The sequence below is a fragment of the Flavobacterium sp. KMS genome (assembly GCF_000813005.1).
Lineage (GTDB): Bacteria > Bacteroidota > Bacteroidia > Flavobacteriales > Flavobacteriaceae > Flavobacterium.
On the sequence record NZ_JSYP01000006.1, the window covers coordinates 101906 to 117630 of the forward strand.

The window sequence follows — 15725 nt, forward strand, 5'->3', positions numbered from 1 at the left end:
TAGGAACATTTTTTGGTAAAAGTAAATTGTAAAAAAAGGAAAGAGGATTCTAAAAAAGAAAATCTCTTTTTTGATGAAGATTATTTTAGGAATGAAATTTGATTAATGGTTACGGAATGATAAGTTTATTCGAAAAAAATAAATAGACAATCTGTTCAAAATGAATTATATTTGAAGTAACTCAGGTTTTAATATATATTAAAATGGAAGAAAAAACACTTGTGAAAGACGAGAGAACAAAAAAACTTTTATTAGGATTGCTTTTTGATGCAATCGGAATGGTAAGTTTTACAATTCCTTTTTTAGGGGAATTTGCCGATGTTATTTGGGCGCCACTAGCTGGTTTCTTAATGACTTATATGTATAAAGGTCGAGTAGGGAAGGTGGCAGGAATCTTAACTTTTGTCGAAGAGATACTTCCGTTTACAGATATTATCCCATCATTTACCCTAACATGGGTTTATACTTATTTTATCCAAAAGAAAGATAAGCATATTGATAACGATATTATTCTTTAAACAAGAATCCTAGTCCCATATTTTTAAGCATTTTTTTCTCGAAGTTCCAAAAAAAACGGAATTGCCCAAAAATAGCTCCTATTGCTACAAGTAATACTTGGTAGATAGGGAAAATAATTATTAAGCGGATAAGGGTAAACCAAAAGCCAAAATCTTCTTTTGTAATTCCTAACCAAACGCAAAAAGGTTTTGATAACCATGCCGAAGTAGAACCGGTTATAGCAAATACAATAAATATGATAGTGAGTTGAAAATTAGAAGTAATACCCCAACGTTGTTTTAATTTATTCATTTCTATTTATAATGAATACAAATATAGTAACATTATCTTGATGGGACATATCCAGCTAGCTTTTGTTTGTAAGTATTTTGAAAATAAATCATGTAGTTGTAAATTAAGTAATTTACCTCGTATCCATAATTAATTGTAGGGTCGTAATCAATTCTCATTTCATACAAATTGGGACTGAAACGTTGTGGTTGTAAAACCCTGTTATTCCATTCACGTACATATTGTTGGTTTTTATTTTCAAGATAGGCTTGTGAATAATAATTTCGAGGTAATGCTGTAGAAGCTAGCCAAGTACTAAAACCGTTGTCTATTATAATTACTTCATATTCTAAATCGTCGTTTGCAATACGAACTGTATCGTTTACCGATGTAGCAGGTTGTTTTGTAACAGCCATACTTGTTTTTTGAGTAGAACACGCAACGATAACAAATAGAATAAGCAATATATAGATACTATTTTTCATGGCCTAAAAATGAGATATAAATTTACAAAAAAATCAGCGAAGGCTTTTCTTATTTAACAGTTTTTTCAAGGGAGGTTCTGAGGAGCTAAGGTTCAAAGGTTTTCTGTAGAGACGCACCGCAGTGCGTCTAAAAGGTTCAAAGAGACAAAGGTTTTTTAGGAAGGTACTGAGGTACTAAGGTTCAAAGGTTCAAAGATTTCTTGTTGGGGTGTAATTGCATATCTTTTTAGGTTCAAAGGTTTTCTGTAGAGACACACCGCAGTGCGTCTAAAAGGTTCAAAGAGACAAAGGTTTTTAGTTGGGATGCATAATTTTTAGGTTCAAAGGTTTTCTGTAGAGACGCATCGCAGTGCGTCTAAAAGATTCAAAGAGACAAAGGTTTCTTGTTGGGGTGTAATTGCATATCTTTTTAGGTTCAAAGGTTTTCTGTAGAGACGCACTGTAGTGCGTTTAAAACCTTCAGAGACACAAAGTTTTTTGCAATAGGCGTATCTATTAAGAATGAAAATTTCAAGAAACATACCCACAAAAAAAGCTGCTTACATAATTGTAAACAGCTTTTGATTATTTTTTAACTTAGAATCTTAGAATTTAGAAACTTTAAACGTACTGAGTTGCGTCTCTACAGAAAACCTTTGTGCCTTTGAGCCTTAGTACCTCAGTACCTTCCTAAAAAACCTATTTCCCGAATAATTTACCTAGTAAACCACCTATGCCACCGCTTTTGTTTCCTAATGCCATAGCATCGCTAACATCTACTTTCCCATCACCATTTTGGTCTAAGCCAAATTGAGTTCCATATTTAGAAATTGCATCCATAATACCCGAAGCTTGTCCTCCGTTACCAGAAATAGCAGTAATAATATCTGAAATTTGAAAGCTACTATCGTTTGAGTCTTTTGCTTTCCCTACAAGAGAACCTAAAATTTGCGGAATCATACCTGCAGCAACACCACTAGATGCTTCACTACTTAATCCAAATTTTTCTCCAAGATTACCAGACAACTGTTGTGTTATTTGTTGTACAACAGGGTTCGAACTGTCAATAGGTGATTTTCCGCTAAATAAACTGGCGAGTTGTTCTGCGCCACCTTCCGAAGCAATTTTTTGCAATCCTGCAAAAATAGAATTACTAGTTTCACTTATTACAGCTTCATTGTGTTCATTAGGAACAGCGGGGTTGTTTACGACTGCACTGCCTCCGTATTGTTGCACTAATTGGGTTAATTGTTCAAACATGATGTTTACATTTAGATTAGACGACAAATTTAATAAAAAGAAAGGGATTTACTACAATGCGCAGTAAATCCCTTTAAAGTTAAACTATTTTTTAATTACTTAACTCAACAAAGTAATAATTTGTGAAGCTAGTTCAGTACCAATTCTGTCTTGTGCCTCTCCAGTTGCGGCTCCAATGTGTGGAGTCAAAGAGATTTTTGAGTGCATTAAAATAGCCATTTCTGGTTTTGGTTCGCTTTCAAAAACGTCTAAACCAGCAAACGATACTTTTCCGCTATCCAATGCTTTTACTAGCGCCACTTCGTCGATAACACCTCCGCGAGCACAATTTACGATTCCAACACCATCTTTCATGATTTCAAATTCTTTCTCTCCAATGATGTAACCATTTTGAGCAGGAACGTGTAAAGTGATGAAATCAGCTTCTTTAAATAAAGATTCTAATGATTGAGACTCTATTGTTGTCGTGATAGATTGACCGTCAAAGAATTCAACTTTAACGTCTACTTTAGGAATAAAACTATCAGCAGCAATAACTTTCATACCTAAACCAAGAGCCATTTTTGCAGTAGCTTGACCAATACGACCAATACCAACGATACCAAGAGTTTTACCTCTTAATTCAGTACCATTTGCGTACGCTTTTTTCAAACCATCAAAGTTTGTGTCACCTTCTAAAGGCATATTTCTGTTAGAATCGTGTAAAAAACGAACTCCATTAAATAAGTGTCCGAAAACTAATTCAGCCACAGATTCAGATGAAGAAGCTGGAGTATTAATTACATGAATTCCTTTGCTTTTTGCATAGTCAACATCAATGTTATCCATACCAACACCACCACGACCAATAATTTTTAATCCTGGGCAAGCATCGATTATATCTTTACGTACTTTGGTAGCACTACGTACCAAAACTACATCTACGTTGTTTTCGTTTACAAAATTAGCTACTTGTTCCTGAGCCACTTTTGTAGTTATAACTTCAAATCCACCTTTTTCTAAAGCTAGAATTCCACTTTTAGAAATTCCGTCATTTGCTAATACTTTCATTTTAGTTTATGTGTTTTTTTATTGGTTAATCGTTTTATCGTTAAATTGTTTAACCGATGAGCCAAATATTATGATTTTTTCTTTTTTGATTTAGGAGCTAATCCCGCTATCCGTTACAATCTTTTATTTTTTAAAGAAAAAAATAAAAGGATTTCCACTTCTATCGGGGCTAGGAATCCGGTATTCAATTACTGTTTTTTGTGTAAAAGGATATTTCGATTAAACAGTTAACCAAATTAACGATTAACCGAAGAAAGCGATTAAACTTTAGCTTCCAAAGCTTTCATTACATCTACCAGTACCTGAACGCTTTCTATAGGCATTGCATTGTATATAGATGCTCTGTAACCACCAACCGAACGGTGACCTGGTAAACCAGAAATGTTAGCTTCTTTCCACATAGCATCAAATGTTGCAGTATGGTCAGGATTGTTTAATAAGAAAGTAACGTTCATGTTAGAACGATCCTCTACAACTGCAGCACCTTTAAATAAAGGGTTTCTATCAATTTCTGCATAAAGTAGCGCCGCTTTTGCGTCGTTTAATTTCTCAACGGCTGCAACACCACCTTTTTCTTTAATCCATTGTAATGTTAATAATGAAACATAAATTGCAAAAACAGGAGGAGTATTATACATACTTTCTGCTTTAATATGTTTGGCATAATCTAACATGCTAGGAATTGTTCTACCGTTTTTCTCTAAGATTTCTTCTTTAATAACTACCAAAGTAGTTCCTGCAGGACCCATATTTTTTTGAGCTCCAGCATAAATTAAATCAAATTGTGAGTAATCTAAACTGCGAGAAAATATATCCGAACTCATATCGCAAACTACTGGTACACTAGTTGTTGGGAATTCTTTCATTTGAGTTCCAAAAATGGTATTGTTACTCGTACAGTGAAAATAATCTGCATCGGCAGGTATTTCGTAACCTTTTGGAATATGGTTGTAATTTTCTTCTTTAGATGAAGCTACAGTAATAGTTTCTCCAAAAAGTTTTGCTTCTTTTATAGCGGCAGTTGCCCAAGTTCCAGAATCTAAATAAGCTGCTTTACCATTCTCTTTCATTAAGTTATAAGGAGCCATTAAGAATGCTGTACTTGCACCACCTTGTAAAAACAGGGCTTGATATCCTTTTCCTTGAAGTCCTAATAATTCTAAAGCAAGAGAACGAGCTTCTTCCATTACAGCAACGAAATCTTTACTTCGGTGCGAAATTTCTAAAATTGATAATCCTGAGTCATTAAAATTTAAAATAGCTTTTGATGCTTTCTCAAAAACTTCTTGAGGTAAGATACTTGGTCCTGCGCTGTAGTTGTGTTTTTTCATGGTGTAGTTAAATTCCAATATTTTTTAGAAACGCAAATTTCGGTAATAGCGCCCGAAAAATCGTTAAATTATTCGCAATAATTATCAGATTTTAACTTATGTTATTAACAAAAACGATATAGTATCTATATTGTCTGCATAATCCCACAAATCAGGAGTTTGCGTTTTTCCAAATAAAATGCTGTTTTCTATCAGGTTATCGCTTACAATGCATTGAATTTGCTCATTCTCAGCTTGTAATCGTTGTTTTAAATCTTCAATATTATTGTAGGTTTCATAAAAAACACTCGAAATAGGTGAGGCGTGGCTTGTATCTTCTTTTAAAGTTAAGAAGCCATTATCTAGTAATTTAAAATTACTCATTAAGAAAACTGCCTTATTATAATCGTAATTGTTGGCATATTTTTCATAATGAATAACATCCTGATATTCGAAAATTGCTTCAAAAAAAGCATCAAATTTATATCCTTCAGGAACAAATAGTTTAGAAACATTTCGGCATCCTAAACCAAAATATCTAAATATATCTTCACCCAAAGCAATAAGTTGTTCTTTAGTTTCTTTTCCGTTTAAAACGGCAATAGAGTTTCTGCTTTTTCGAATAATCGAAGGTTTATCTTTAAAATAGTATTCAAAATAACGTGCCGTATTATTACTTCCTGTAGCAATTACAGTATCAAAATTTTCTAGTTTTCCTTCCACGAAAGTGATTTTATTAGCAAAATCAGGATTGATAGCAATAAGATATTTCGCCAAGAAAGGAAGTAAATGTTGATCATTAGAAGATGTTTTTACCAAGACATTATGTCCAGTAATTAAAACAGATAGAAAATCATGAAAACCAACTAGCGGAATGTTTCCAGCTAGTATTAAGGCTACGTTTTTACCTTCTTTAACAGAGTCAAAAGAATAAGCAGAAAGCCATTTATTAAGGTTCTCTTCTGTTAAAGCATTGGCCCATGATTGGATAGAAAAAAAAACTTGTTCAGGAGTGTACCAACCGTTATGTGATTGAGACAAGTGAATCAGTTTTATGAAATCATCAAAAAACAAGTCATTACTTAAAACATTATTGTGTTTTTTACAATCATTTTCTGAAAATTGGCTCAAAAATTTGCCCAGTTCTATAAAAGATTGTTTTTTTTCGTTTTGTAACATAAGTAATTTGTATATGAATAGTTTTGATTGTAATTTTGCACAAAAATAAGGATAAATAAGTCGAAAGTCAAAAGTCATTAAGTCAAAACGCTAAAATGATCTTTTTTGTTTTTTTTGACTTTGATAACTTTAAGGCTTTTAACTTTAAGACTAAAAAACAATGGCAATAATTATAACCGACGAATGTATCAATTGTGGTGCTTGTGAACCAGAGTGCCCAAATACAGCAATCTATGAAGGTGCTGATGATTGGAGATACAAGGATGGAACAGCTTTAAAAGGAAAAGTAATTTTGCCAGACGGTACAGAAGTTGACGCAGATGATGCTCAGACTCCTATTTCTGACGAAGTTTATTATATCGTTCCTGGTAAATGTACTGAATGTAAAGGTTTTCATGATGAACCACAATGTGCGGCAGTATGTCCTGTAGATTGTTGTGTACCAGATGATAATCATGTAGAAGATGAAGAGACGCTATTAAACAGACAAGCGTTTTTACATAACGAATAAATACTTAAGTCTTTTTAGATTTTAAACATAAAGAAAATCCTGAGTTTACGCTCAGGATTTTTTTGTATATAACCTTTTTTTTGTATTGTATTGGTTTTTAATGTTTTATTTGTAGTTTTATAGCGGTTAATTTTTTTAACAAAGCCTATGAAGAGACTTATACTTTTATTTATTGTGTTTTTTAACGTGAGTATTTTTGCACAAAGCAAAGAATATTCTATAATCGTAAAAGATATAGAAACGCAGTTGCCGATAGAAAATGCAATGGTAGTTATAATGAAAACTAAGCAAGTTTTATTGAGTAACGAAGAAGGTAAGGTTACTTTTATGTTAACAGGAGCTTCAAATGTTCAGACTTCCGAGACAAATTATGAGAGCTTAACAACTCGTTGGATAGCTTTAAAAGAGAATGAATTTGTAGTTTATTTAAAGAACAAGAAGAATAAGTTAACTGAGATTGTTGTGTCTAAAGAATCTCCGCAAAAAATACTTCAAAAAATTGTCTCTAATTCGGTAGAAAAACTAACAATGCCATATCGATTAAAAGTATATGTACGAGAGTATTTTATGCTTGATGATAAATATTCGTATTATAATGACGGACTTGTAAATTTTCAGTTCTCAGGAAATCGCAAAAAAGCAACAACAACATTATTGGTAGAGCAAAATCGATCTTATGGTTTACTAGAAGCAGATGTAAGTGCTGATTTAAAAGGGTATAATTTGAATAATATCATGGAGAATTATTCTAATTTGGATTATTTTGAGCCTATTTTAGATTCAAAAGCAAAAAAAGAATATGATTTTATAGTAAAAGGATTTCCTGGTAATAAAGACTATTATGTAATGAGTATTACTCCACTAGATAAGTCTAAGAAGGAGATGGATAGTTTTGAAGTTATTTATGACCATAAAAAAAAGATAATTATTGAGTTTACGTGTGCTTTGATTCCTGCAAAGCCAGTTGAAACGGAAGAAAAACCAGATGTAGGTTCTAAAAATATTACGAGATCATTCATAAAAGTAAAATACAGAATAGATGGGTCGGATTATTATTTATTGAGTTCTAACGAAGAAATAGCTTATAATCTTATTTTAAAAGACAAAGTCAAGAATATTCAAGTTCGGAATAGTTTTATAACGACCAATTTCAATAAACAAAAATTCACTTATAACGAAAGCGATGTTTTTAAAGAGAAAACACTCTTTAATAAAAAGAATAAAATCCTGACCAATTATTGGGATGTTTCGGGATTTACCGCCACCGATAAAGAAAAAGAAATAATAAGTTCTTTAGATTATAAGATGTGAATTGTGAGAAGTGAAATGTAATCTTTATATAAAAAAATCCTGAGTTTGACGCTCAGGATTTTTTTGTTTTGTCAGGCTGAGTCCATTCGACTTCGCTCAGGCTGATAAAAGAAAGGCATTGTATTAAAACGTAAATCCAAGTCTTGCATAGTAATACGCTCCGCTGAAACCCATTTGTACAGCATCCCAATATCCACCAGCTTCAGTGTTTCCTTGTTCATCTTGTTTTGTTGGGTAAACATTAAATAAATTGTTACTACCAACACTTAATTTTAATGATTTTGTAAGCTGGTATCCTACAGTTAAATCTGTTACAATTCTTGGGTAATACGTATCATCTTCATCACCATAATCTACTAAAACTACTTTGCTGAAATGAGTAAAAGCTAAACCAGCATCAAATTTATGACGAGCATAATTTAAGTTCAATCCAAATTTATTTTTAGGAGCCGAAGCTAATAAAAATGCTCTATCACGTCTTCCGAAAAAAGTTTCTTCAGGTAAGCTGCCATTTTTTATATTGTCAATTTTCATGTTATTGATGTTTCCTACCAGTGTTGCACTAAATAGCGATTCTCCAAATTTTTTCTTCCATGCAAGAACCAAATCCAATCCAGTTGTTTTAGTATCTACGCCGTTTACAAAAAATTGAGCTTCAGATACACCAATGTTTAATGCAGTTGCATCAAAATAACCCGTAAGTACGATACGATTTTTTACTTTTATAAAATACCCATCGACAGTTGCAGTAAAATCACCAAAAGTTGCAGTGAAACCCAAAGAAGCGTTCAACGCTTTTTCTTCATCTAGTTTTTGGATACCAAAAGCGCGGGTAATTGGGCTGTTATTTGGCGCAAGCAATACTTCTGTTGCTCCACCAGCATTAAAGTTTGTAAAATGAAGATTATAATATATTTGTGCCAATGATGGAGCGCGGAATCCCGTGCTTACAGAACCTCTAAAATTGATATTTTTGCTCGCTTTTAATCGCATAGCAAGTTTACCATTTAAAGTGCTTCCAAAATCGCTATAATTTTCAAAACGAACAGCACCACTAATTAAGAAAGCATCCGTAATATCTAGTTCGGCATCCGTATATAAAGATAAATTAGTACGACCTTTATCAACCGTATTAAGCGGGCTGTATCCAGGGAAACCTTGAGAACCTCCTGGTCTTGGATTACCAGAAATAGGGTCAATTGGAGCATTTTGGTTTGCGGGATCTCTTATCGGGATTCCGTTTGTATCATAAGTAGCGTAAGAACCTTCATCGCCAGCAAAAATGGTGAAATTTTCAGTACGATATTCAGCTCCAAAAGCTAAGTTTAATCCATCAAGTACAGAATCGTAATTTTTAGAGAAATCAAAATTAGTTGTGTTTTGTGTTAGCGTATGACCTCCAGCATCAAACTCAGTTGGAGAAGCAGCTTCAAGAGAAGCATTTATAGTTCCTTTTATATAATAGTGAAAAAGGTTTTTCCCGTACGTATTACTAATATCTATTTTCCATCCACCAGTAGTTACAGTTCTAAATCCAGCCGATAATGAGTTGTCAATAATATTCGATGTAATTCTTGGTGTGTATCCGCCAGGATATATAGATTCTACGACTCTCTCGCCATCATTACGAGTAAAGGCATAAGCATCAGTATCTCTGTAGTTTCTTCCTCCAAAGGCGTAGAACTCCGTTTTATCCGAAATCGGGATAGCAATATTTGCAAAAAGATTAAAACTCTGAATTGCAGCATCTCCAAAGCCTTTTCTAAAATCGTAAGCAGGACGAAGCGTTTTATTCTTATTGATATACTCGGTAGTAAGATTAACATAGCCGCCTTTCTCTCCAATGGCAACACCATAATTGGCAGCAACTTTTACGGAACCTCCGTCAAAATCTTGATTTTTTCCATACGAGTTTCCATTTCCGTTTTTATCCAAACGATATCCCTTAGTGTTAGGAGTTCCAGGAAGAAAATCACCTTTGGCTTTAGTATTAAAAACTCCGTAAGTAACCGAGCCATTAAGTTCGTTTATATTATCGTTTAGTACGATATTAATAACTCCCGCAATAGCATCAGAACCATATTGAGCCGCCGCGCCATCTCTTAAAATCTCAATTCTTTTTATAGATGAAGCAGGAATAGCATTTAAATCCGTTCCAGTATTTCCGCGTCCGCGAGTTCCAAATAAATTTACGAGCGAAGATTGGTGTCTTCTTTTTCCATTAATTAAAACCAAAGTCTGATCAGGGCCTAAACCACGTAAAGAAGCAGGGTCAACGTGATCTGCTCCGTCAGATCCAGATTGTTTGTTAGCATTAAAAGATGGGGCTATGTATTGCAGTAATTGGTTAATTTCCAGTTTTCCGCTTTGCGTAGTAACATCTTTTATGTTAATGATATCAATAGGTACAGCAGAGTTTACAACTGTCCTTTTGGTGTTTCTTGAGCCTACAATTACAACATCTTTTAAGGTTTGTCCACCGTTTTCGTTCATAGTAATATCGATAATGCCACTTGTAGCATTTTTTTCGGTATTTGTGTACCCAACATAACTAAAAACTAAGACTGCGCCTTCTTTAACCTTAATAATGTAACCGCCTTGTATGTCGGTAGATACTCCGTTATTAGTTCCTTTTTCCATAATGTTTACCCCCGGAAGCGCTACGCCATTATGGTCTTTTACGACGCCACTAATTTCTTTTTGAGCAAAAAGAAATGTAATATTTAGTATAAATACTAATACTGTAAATTTTTTCATAATTAATTGAGTTTGATTTTGTTGTTTGGTTAGATGTTTAGCTAAAAGTAATTCTTTTTAACAAAATATTAATATAATGTTTAATTTTTTTTAAGGGTTTGTTTAAAAGTGTATTAATACGCAGTTTTTGTTCGGCAACGAAGTATTAAATCTTATATTTGCAAACTTTTAAAAGCGAGAACATAAATTTCAGCAGAATTGAAGCGCTGCAAATAAAAATAAATAGAAACTACATATGAAAGCAGGAATTGTAGGATTGCCAAATGTTGGAAAATCAACATTATTTAATTGTTTATCAAATGCAAAGGCACAAAGTGCAAACTTTCCGTTTTGTACAATCGAGCCAAATATTGGTGTTGTAAACGTACCAGATCCAAGAATTGAAAAATTAGAAGAATTGGTAAAACCAGAACGCGTGCAAATGGCAACTGTAGATATCGTAGATATTGCAGGTTTGGTAAAAGGAGCAAGTAAAGGTGAAGGACTAGGAAATCAATTTTTAGGAAACATCAGAGAGTGTAATGCGATTATTCACGTTTTACGTTGTTTTGATAATGATAATATTGTTCACGTAGATGGGAATGTAAACCCAATTCGTGACAAAGAAACAATTGACATTGAGTTGCAATTGAAAGATTTAGAAACTGTTGAAAAACGTTTAGAGAAAGTAAATCGTGCAGCTAAAACTGGAAATAAAGAAGCTCAGACAGAAAAAGCACTTTTAGACAGAATTAGAGAGTCATTATTACAAGCTAAATCAGCTCGTACTATTACGCCTCAAGGTAATGATGAAGAGGTTTTAATGGAATCTTTTCAGTTAATTACTGCAAAACCAGTATTGTATGTTTGTAATGTTGACGAAAGTTCTGCTGTAAACGGAAACAAATACGTAGATCAGGTTCGTGAGTTGGTAAAAGATGAAGATGCAGAAGTTATTATCCTTTCAGTAGGAGCAGAAGCAGATATTACCGAATTAGAAAGCTACGAAGAGCGTCAGGTTTTTCTAGAAGATATGGGCTTGAAAGAGCCAGGAGCATCAGTTTTAATTCGTGCTGCTTATAAATTATTAAAACAACAAACTTATTTTACAGCAGGAGTAAAAGAAGTTCGTGCCTGGACAATCAATATCGGAGCTACTGCGCCACAAGCTGCGGGAGTTATCCATACCGATTTCGAAAAAGGATTTATCCGTGCTGAAGTAATTTCATACGAAGATTTCGTTCATTACGGTTCAGAGGCAAAAGCTAAAGAAGCAGGGAAATTCAAAGTAGAAGGAAAAGAATATATCGTAAAAGATGGAGATGTAATGCACTTCCGTTTTAACGTATAATTTTTCTTTAGAAAAAAGAATCAAGATTAAAGAGAATAGACAAAGCTGCTGAAGAAATTCAGCAGCTTTTTTTTTGTTTAAATTTTTATTTTTAAAGGTAATAAAGAGGTTAATCTGCTTTTATCTGTAAAATCTGCGTGAAAATATTTTTTGTGCTCATTTTGGTTTTTTTTTAACATTTGGCTTGAATTTTGGTTAATCTAATTAAAAAACAACTTATGAAAAAAATCGCTCTAATTTTAGGAATATTAATTGTTCTAGCATCTTGTAGAAAAGCTGATGCAGCGCCTGCCGATGCCTTTGCTTTATATTTTGAAGCTCCACAACCAGTTAATGATTCCGAACTAGATCGATTTCCTACTAAGTTTAAGGGGGTGTATATGAATACAGATTCTACATTTTTAAGAATTAATGAAAATACTGTACAATACGAATGGCATTATAATCTTATGATTCACAAACGAGAATTAGATTCTTTAATAAGGAGGTATGATATTGTAGATGGAAAATTAATAATAAAAGATACAAATCAAAAATATGATATGATTTATAAAGGTGATTCGATACAATTGGAAGAGAAAAATATTGATACACTATTTAGATTTTCATATTATAATAAGGCAAAACGAATCGATGGTAAATTGGTTTTAAGCAAGCGTGATTCTATTTTTTGGACTGTAAGGATTTTATCAATAGAGAATAACGTATTAAGAATTAATAATGTTCTTTTAATGGAGGATTTGAGGAGATTAGATTCTATTACAGCTATTAAATCGCAAAAGCTAGATTCAACTTCTTTTGTGGTTAAACCAACTCGCAGAGAATTTAAAAGCGTGTTGAAATTAAAGAATTTTGGATATCAGCAAGAATTCAAAAAAGTTTCAAAATAGCTTGGTTTTAAATGTATAAAAAAGGAAAACTGTTGAAGATATTCAGCAGTTTTTTTTGTTTTTACCATTAAGGGATTAAGAGAAGTTAAGTCTTAATAAAACTCAATGTCTTAATGGTTTTAAATTTTAATTTCTCAGAACCTATTTCCAGCTTTTCGTTTCAAGATTTTTCGGTAAAACCTTTTTTGTAATACTATAAAAAGAGCTTCCGCTGGTCGCTTTTTTACAGTAACAAAAAAGTGGTTTTCCTCTCAAAATGCTTTCCACTACAATCTGGGGTAGTCATGGATAAAGTATAACATTTACAGGAAATATGAGAATAATTTTATTTTTTTAATTGCTTATATTTGAGAGAAATAATTAATTAAAGTATTGTGAAAAGTCAAAGTATAATATCCAAATCATGGTATTTGTTAAAAACTACAGTGTTAGAGTTTAACGATGATAATGCAATAAAGTTAAGTGCAGCATTGGCTTATTATACCATTTTTGCGTTACCACCTTTGTTAATTATAATTATTACCATTTGTGGTGTTTTCTTTGGAGAAGATGCTGTTGCAGGCGAGCTTTATGGTCAAATAAACGGATTAGTGGGAGATAGTGCAGCAATACAAATTCAGGAAACAATAAAAAATGTACAGCTATCAGGAAGCAATGTTTTTGCCACTGTTTTTGGAGTCGGGATGTTATTAATTGGAGCTTCAGGAGTTTTTGCCGAAATACAGAGTTCTATTAATTTTATTTGGGGATTACGCGCCAAACCAAACAAAGGGCTTAAGAAGTTTATACAAAACCGATTAATGTCATTTTCTATGATAGTTTCGGTAGGATTCTTAATGCTTGTGAGCCTTTTTGTAAGTACAATTTTAGATTTAATGAGTGCACGTTTAAAGTTGTATTTTCCAGAGAGTACCGTTTATTTATTTAATATAATAAATCTAATCATTATATTGATTAGCATTACTTTACTTTTTGCAATTATATTTAAAGCATTACCCGATGGAATTATAAAATGGAAAGACGCTTTTATTGGAGCATCTTGTACTGCGGTACTTTTTATGATCGGGAAATTTGCCATAGGATTTTATTTAGGAAGTTCTACAACAGCATCGGTTTATGGTGCGGCAGGTTCCGTAATAATAATTCTGGTTTGGGTCTATTATTCGGCAATTATTCTGTATTTTGGAGCTGAATTTACGAAGGTGTATGCTAAGACATACGGAGGTAAGATTTACCCGAATGAATATTCGGTAGAAATAAAAAAAGAAATCTTAGAAATAGAGTAAACACTAAAAATAAAATCATGAAAATCATAGCATTTGGAGGAAGTAACAGTCAGCATTCCATCAATAAAAAATTGGCAACATATGCTGCAAATCAATTTGATAATGCCAGCGTAGAAGTACTGGACTTAAATGATTTTGCAATGCCATTATTTAGTGTTGATGTCGAAAAAGAGATAGGGCAGCACCCAACAGCAAAAGCTTTTCTTGGAAAATTAGCAGAAGCAGATATTTTGGTAGTTTCTATGGCAGAAAATAATGGGAATTATTCAGTAGCTTTCAAGAATGTTTTCGATTGGTGTTCGCGTATAGAGAAAGATGTTTTTCAGCACAAACCAATGCTGTTATTAGCTACATCGCCAGGAGGGAGAGGAGGAGCTTCAGTTTTAGAAATTGCCACAAAATTGTTCCCACGTTATGGTACCGAGATTAAAGCAAGTTTTTCATTGCCGAGTTTTAATGCTAATTTTGATTTAGAAGAAAATAAAATATCAAATACAGAGTTAGATAAAGAATTAAAAGACATTATTAAGTCTAGTTTTTAATCGATGACAATAAAAAAGATTGCTTTTATATTTCTTTTTCTGAATTATATTTTTCTCTATTCGGCATATTCACAAAAGTACAATGCGATTGATGATATTGTGCGGAAATACCCAAAACATTTTAGTTCGACAGAAGATTTAGCGACAAGAATTCAAAAAGATTTTACTTCAGAATATGATAAGGCAAGAGCTATTTATAGCTGGATTGCTTTAAATATAAAATATGATTACAAAGCGTATTTAAATCCGCAGAAGCCCGTACAATTTAGCTATAGAACTGAAGCCGAAAAGCAAAAACAAATAGAGTTAATAAAGGAAAAAACGTGGCAAAAGGCATTTGATTCTCAAAAAGCAGTTTGCGAAGGTTTTACGCTTTTGTATCAACGTTTAGCTTCTTTGGTAGATTTGAAATCTCAAGTAATTCGAGGTGATTCCAAGCAATCATTGACAGATATTGGTCGGAAAAATTTGTTGACTAATCATTCATGGAATATTGTTTGGGTTGATGGAAAATGGATTTTGGTCGACGTTACTTGGGGGCAAGGTTATTATGATAGTAATAGAAAAGTAATGGTAAATTATTTTAACTCAGTTTACTTTGATACGGATCCAAAATACTTTTTTGCGAAGCATTTTCCTGATTCAGGAATGTATTTGGATCGTAAATTAAATCAGGAAGATTTTTTAAATGGCCCTTTAATTTCTGATAAAGCTATTGAAGAAGATCTCGAAATTTTAAGACCTGAATCAGGAATAATTAAAGCCAATGATGGTGATAAAATATCTTTCAAAATAAAAAATATTTCAAAATCGGATACATTTTTTTATTTAAAAAGAGGACAGCCAGTCAAAGTAGAAAATCCAAAAGAAGTAAGAGGAACTTTGGAATTCCAGATTACTTATGATAAAAAAACAGGCTCGTTTATTACTTTTTTTCTTTATCAAAATAGTGTTGCTTCTTTTAAAATAATTCCAAAGTAGAGATAATTAAAGATGTTTGTTTAAACAATTTTCTTTTTTTGTTGAATTGCCGTATATTAGCAATC

The 15725-nt window shown here is 32.7% G+C and carries 15 protein-coding genes; 8 read left to right on the top strand and 7 right to left on the bottom strand.

Going from position 1 to position 15725, the window contains the following annotated elements; translation table 11 throughout:
- Positions 1-203 precede the first annotated feature (203 nt).
- Positions 204-518, top strand: coding sequence for a hypothetical protein (locus tag OA93_RS08130; protein ID WP_039112656.1), 315 nt, complete (start codon positions 204-206; stop codon positions 516-518).
- Here the strand turns inward: OA93_RS08130 and OA93_RS08135 are convergent.
- The 6 genes from OA93_RS08135 to OA93_RS08160 form a co-directional block, all read right to left on the bottom strand.
- A complete protein-coding gene (locus OA93_RS08135) occupies positions 508-810 on the bottom strand; it encodes a DUF6787 family protein (protein WP_039112657.1) in 303 nt (100 codons plus the stop codon). The two genes, OA93_RS08130 and OA93_RS08135, sit on opposite strands and share 11 nt — an antisense overlap.
- A 32-nt stretch (positions 811-842) precedes the next feature.
- Complete coding sequence (locus OA93_RS08140; RefSeq protein ID WP_039112658.1) at positions 843-1274, bottom strand: DUF6146 family protein; 432 nt, start codon at positions 1272-1274, stop codon at positions 843-845.
- Positions 1275-1952: 678 nt separating this feature from the next.
- Positions 1953-2513, bottom strand: a complete 561-nt coding sequence (locus OA93_RS08145) for a hypothetical protein (RefSeq protein WP_039112659.1) — start codon at positions 2511-2513, stop codon at positions 1953-1955.
- 99 nt (positions 2514-2612) lie between these two features.
- The gene (locus OA93_RS08150) at positions 2613-3563 is read right to left on the bottom strand and encodes a D-2-hydroxyacid dehydrogenase (RefSeq protein ID WP_039112660.1); all 951 of its coding nucleotides are present in this window, start codon (positions 3561-3563) and stop codon (positions 2613-2615) included.
- 260 nt (positions 3564-3823) lie between these two features.
- Positions 3824-4894: a 3-phosphoserine/phosphohydroxythreonine transaminase gene (gene serC, locus OA93_RS08155; protein ID WP_039112661.1), complete on the bottom strand. Its 1071-nt coding sequence runs from the start codon at positions 4892-4894 to the stop codon at positions 3824-3826.
- 96 nt (positions 4895-4990) lie between these two features.
- Complete coding sequence (locus OA93_RS08160) at positions 4991-6052, bottom strand: acyl-CoA reductase (RefSeq protein ID WP_039112732.1); 1062 nt, start codon at positions 6050-6052, stop codon at positions 4991-4993.
- A gap of 160 nt (positions 6053-6212) precedes the next feature.
- On the opposite strand from OA93_RS08160, the gene OA93_RS08165 reads away from it, so the two are divergent.
- Positions 6213-6563, top strand: coding sequence for a 4Fe-4S dicluster domain-containing protein (locus tag OA93_RS08165; RefSeq protein WP_035624858.1), 351 nt, complete (start codon positions 6213-6215; stop codon positions 6561-6563).
- 147 nt (positions 6564-6710) lie between these two features.
- On the top strand, positions 6711-7874 hold the full coding sequence (locus tag OA93_RS08170) for a hypothetical protein (protein ID WP_039112663.1): 1164 nt from the start codon (positions 6711-6713) through the stop codon (positions 7872-7874).
- 123 nt (positions 7875-7997) lie between these two features.
- Here the strand turns inward: OA93_RS08170 and OA93_RS08175 are convergent, their stop codons facing one another.
- Entirely contained in the window at positions 7998-10631 is a 2634-nt protein-coding gene (locus OA93_RS08175) for a TonB-dependent receptor (protein ID WP_039112664.1), read from the bottom strand.
- 235 nt (positions 10632-10866) lie between these two features.
- Here OA93_RS08175 and ychF point away from each other — a divergent pair, with 235 nt between their 5' ends.
- From ychF to OA93_RS08200, 5 genes are all read left to right on the top strand, one after another.
- A complete protein-coding gene (gene ychF, locus OA93_RS08180) occupies positions 10867-11961 on the top strand; it encodes a redox-regulated ATPase YchF (protein ID WP_039112665.1) in 1095 nt (364 codons plus the stop codon).
- A gap of 218 nt (positions 11962-12179) precedes the next feature.
- On the top strand, positions 12180-12851 hold the full coding sequence (locus tag OA93_RS08185; RefSeq protein WP_039112666.1) for a hypothetical protein: 672 nt from the start codon (positions 12180-12182) through the stop codon (positions 12849-12851).
- Positions 12852-13225: 374 nt separating this feature from the next.
- The gene (locus OA93_RS08190; protein ID WP_039112667.1) at positions 13226-14137 is read left to right on the top strand and encodes a YihY/virulence factor BrkB family protein; all 912 of its coding nucleotides are present in this window, start codon (positions 13226-13228) and stop codon (positions 14135-14137) included.
- A 17-nt stretch (positions 14138-14154) separates the two neighbouring features.
- Positions 14155-14679 (top strand): NAD(P)H-dependent oxidoreductase, encoded by a 525-nt coding sequence (locus tag OA93_RS08195; protein ID WP_039112668.1) that lies wholly within the window; start codon positions 14155-14157, stop codon positions 14677-14679.
- Between the two features lie 3 nt (positions 14680-14682).
- Entirely contained in the window at positions 14683-15660 is a 978-nt protein-coding gene (locus tag OA93_RS08200) for a transglutaminase domain-containing protein (RefSeq protein ID WP_039112669.1), read from the top strand.
- The last annotated feature ends 65 nt before the right edge of the window (positions 15661-15725 follow it).

Excerpts from the sequence above, each read along its gene's own strand:
- serC (WP_039112661.1), bottom strand. The coding sequence starts at position 4,894 with ATGAAAAAACACAACTACAGCGCAGGACCAAGTATCTTACCTCAAGAA.
- OA93_RS08200 (WP_039112669.1), top strand. The coding sequence starts at position 14,683 with ATGACAATAAAAAAGATTGCTTTTATATTTCTTTTTCTGAATTATATT.
- OA93_RS08165 (WP_035624858.1), top strand. The coding sequence starts at position 6,213 with ATGGCAATAATTATAACCGACGAATGTATCAATTGTGGTGCTTGTGAA.
- OA93_RS08185 (WP_039112666.1), top strand. The coding sequence starts at position 12,180 with ATGAAAAAAATCGCTCTAATTTTAGGAATATTAATTGTTCTAGCATCT.
- OA93_RS08145 (WP_039112659.1), bottom strand. The coding sequence starts at position 2,513 with ATGTTTGAACAATTAACCCAATTAGTGCAACAATACGGAGGCAGTGCA.
- OA93_RS08140 (WP_039112658.1), bottom strand. The coding sequence starts at position 1,274 with ATGAAAAATAGTATCTATATATTGCTTATTCTATTTGTTATCGTTGCG.
- OA93_RS08160 (WP_039112732.1), bottom strand. The coding sequence starts at position 6,052 with ATGTTACAAAACGAAAAAAAACAATCTTTTATAGAACTGGGCAAATTT.
- OA93_RS08195 (WP_039112668.1), top strand. The coding sequence starts at position 14,155 with ATGAAAATCATAGCATTTGGAGGAAGTAACAGTCAGCATTCCATCAAT.
- OA93_RS08135 (WP_039112657.1), bottom strand. The coding sequence starts at position 810 with ATGAATAAATTAAAACAACGTTGGGGTATTACTTCTAATTTTCAACTC.
- OA93_RS08170 (WP_039112663.1), top strand. The coding sequence starts at position 6,711 with ATGAAGAGACTTATACTTTTATTTATTGTGTTTTTTAACGTGAGTATT.
- OA93_RS08150 (WP_039112660.1), bottom strand. The coding sequence starts at position 3,563 with ATGAAAGTATTAGCAAATGACGGAATTTCTAAAAGTGGAATTCTAGCT.
- ychF (WP_039112665.1), top strand. The coding sequence starts at position 10,867 with ATGAAAGCAGGAATTGTAGGATTGCCAAATGTTGGAAAATCAACATTA.
- OA93_RS08175 (WP_039112664.1), bottom strand. The coding sequence starts at position 10,631 with ATGAAAAAATTTACAGTATTAGTATTTATACTAAATATTACATTTCTT.
- OA93_RS08130 (WP_039112656.1), top strand. The coding sequence starts at position 204 with ATGGAAGAAAAAACACTTGTGAAAGACGAGAGAACAAAAAAACTTTTA.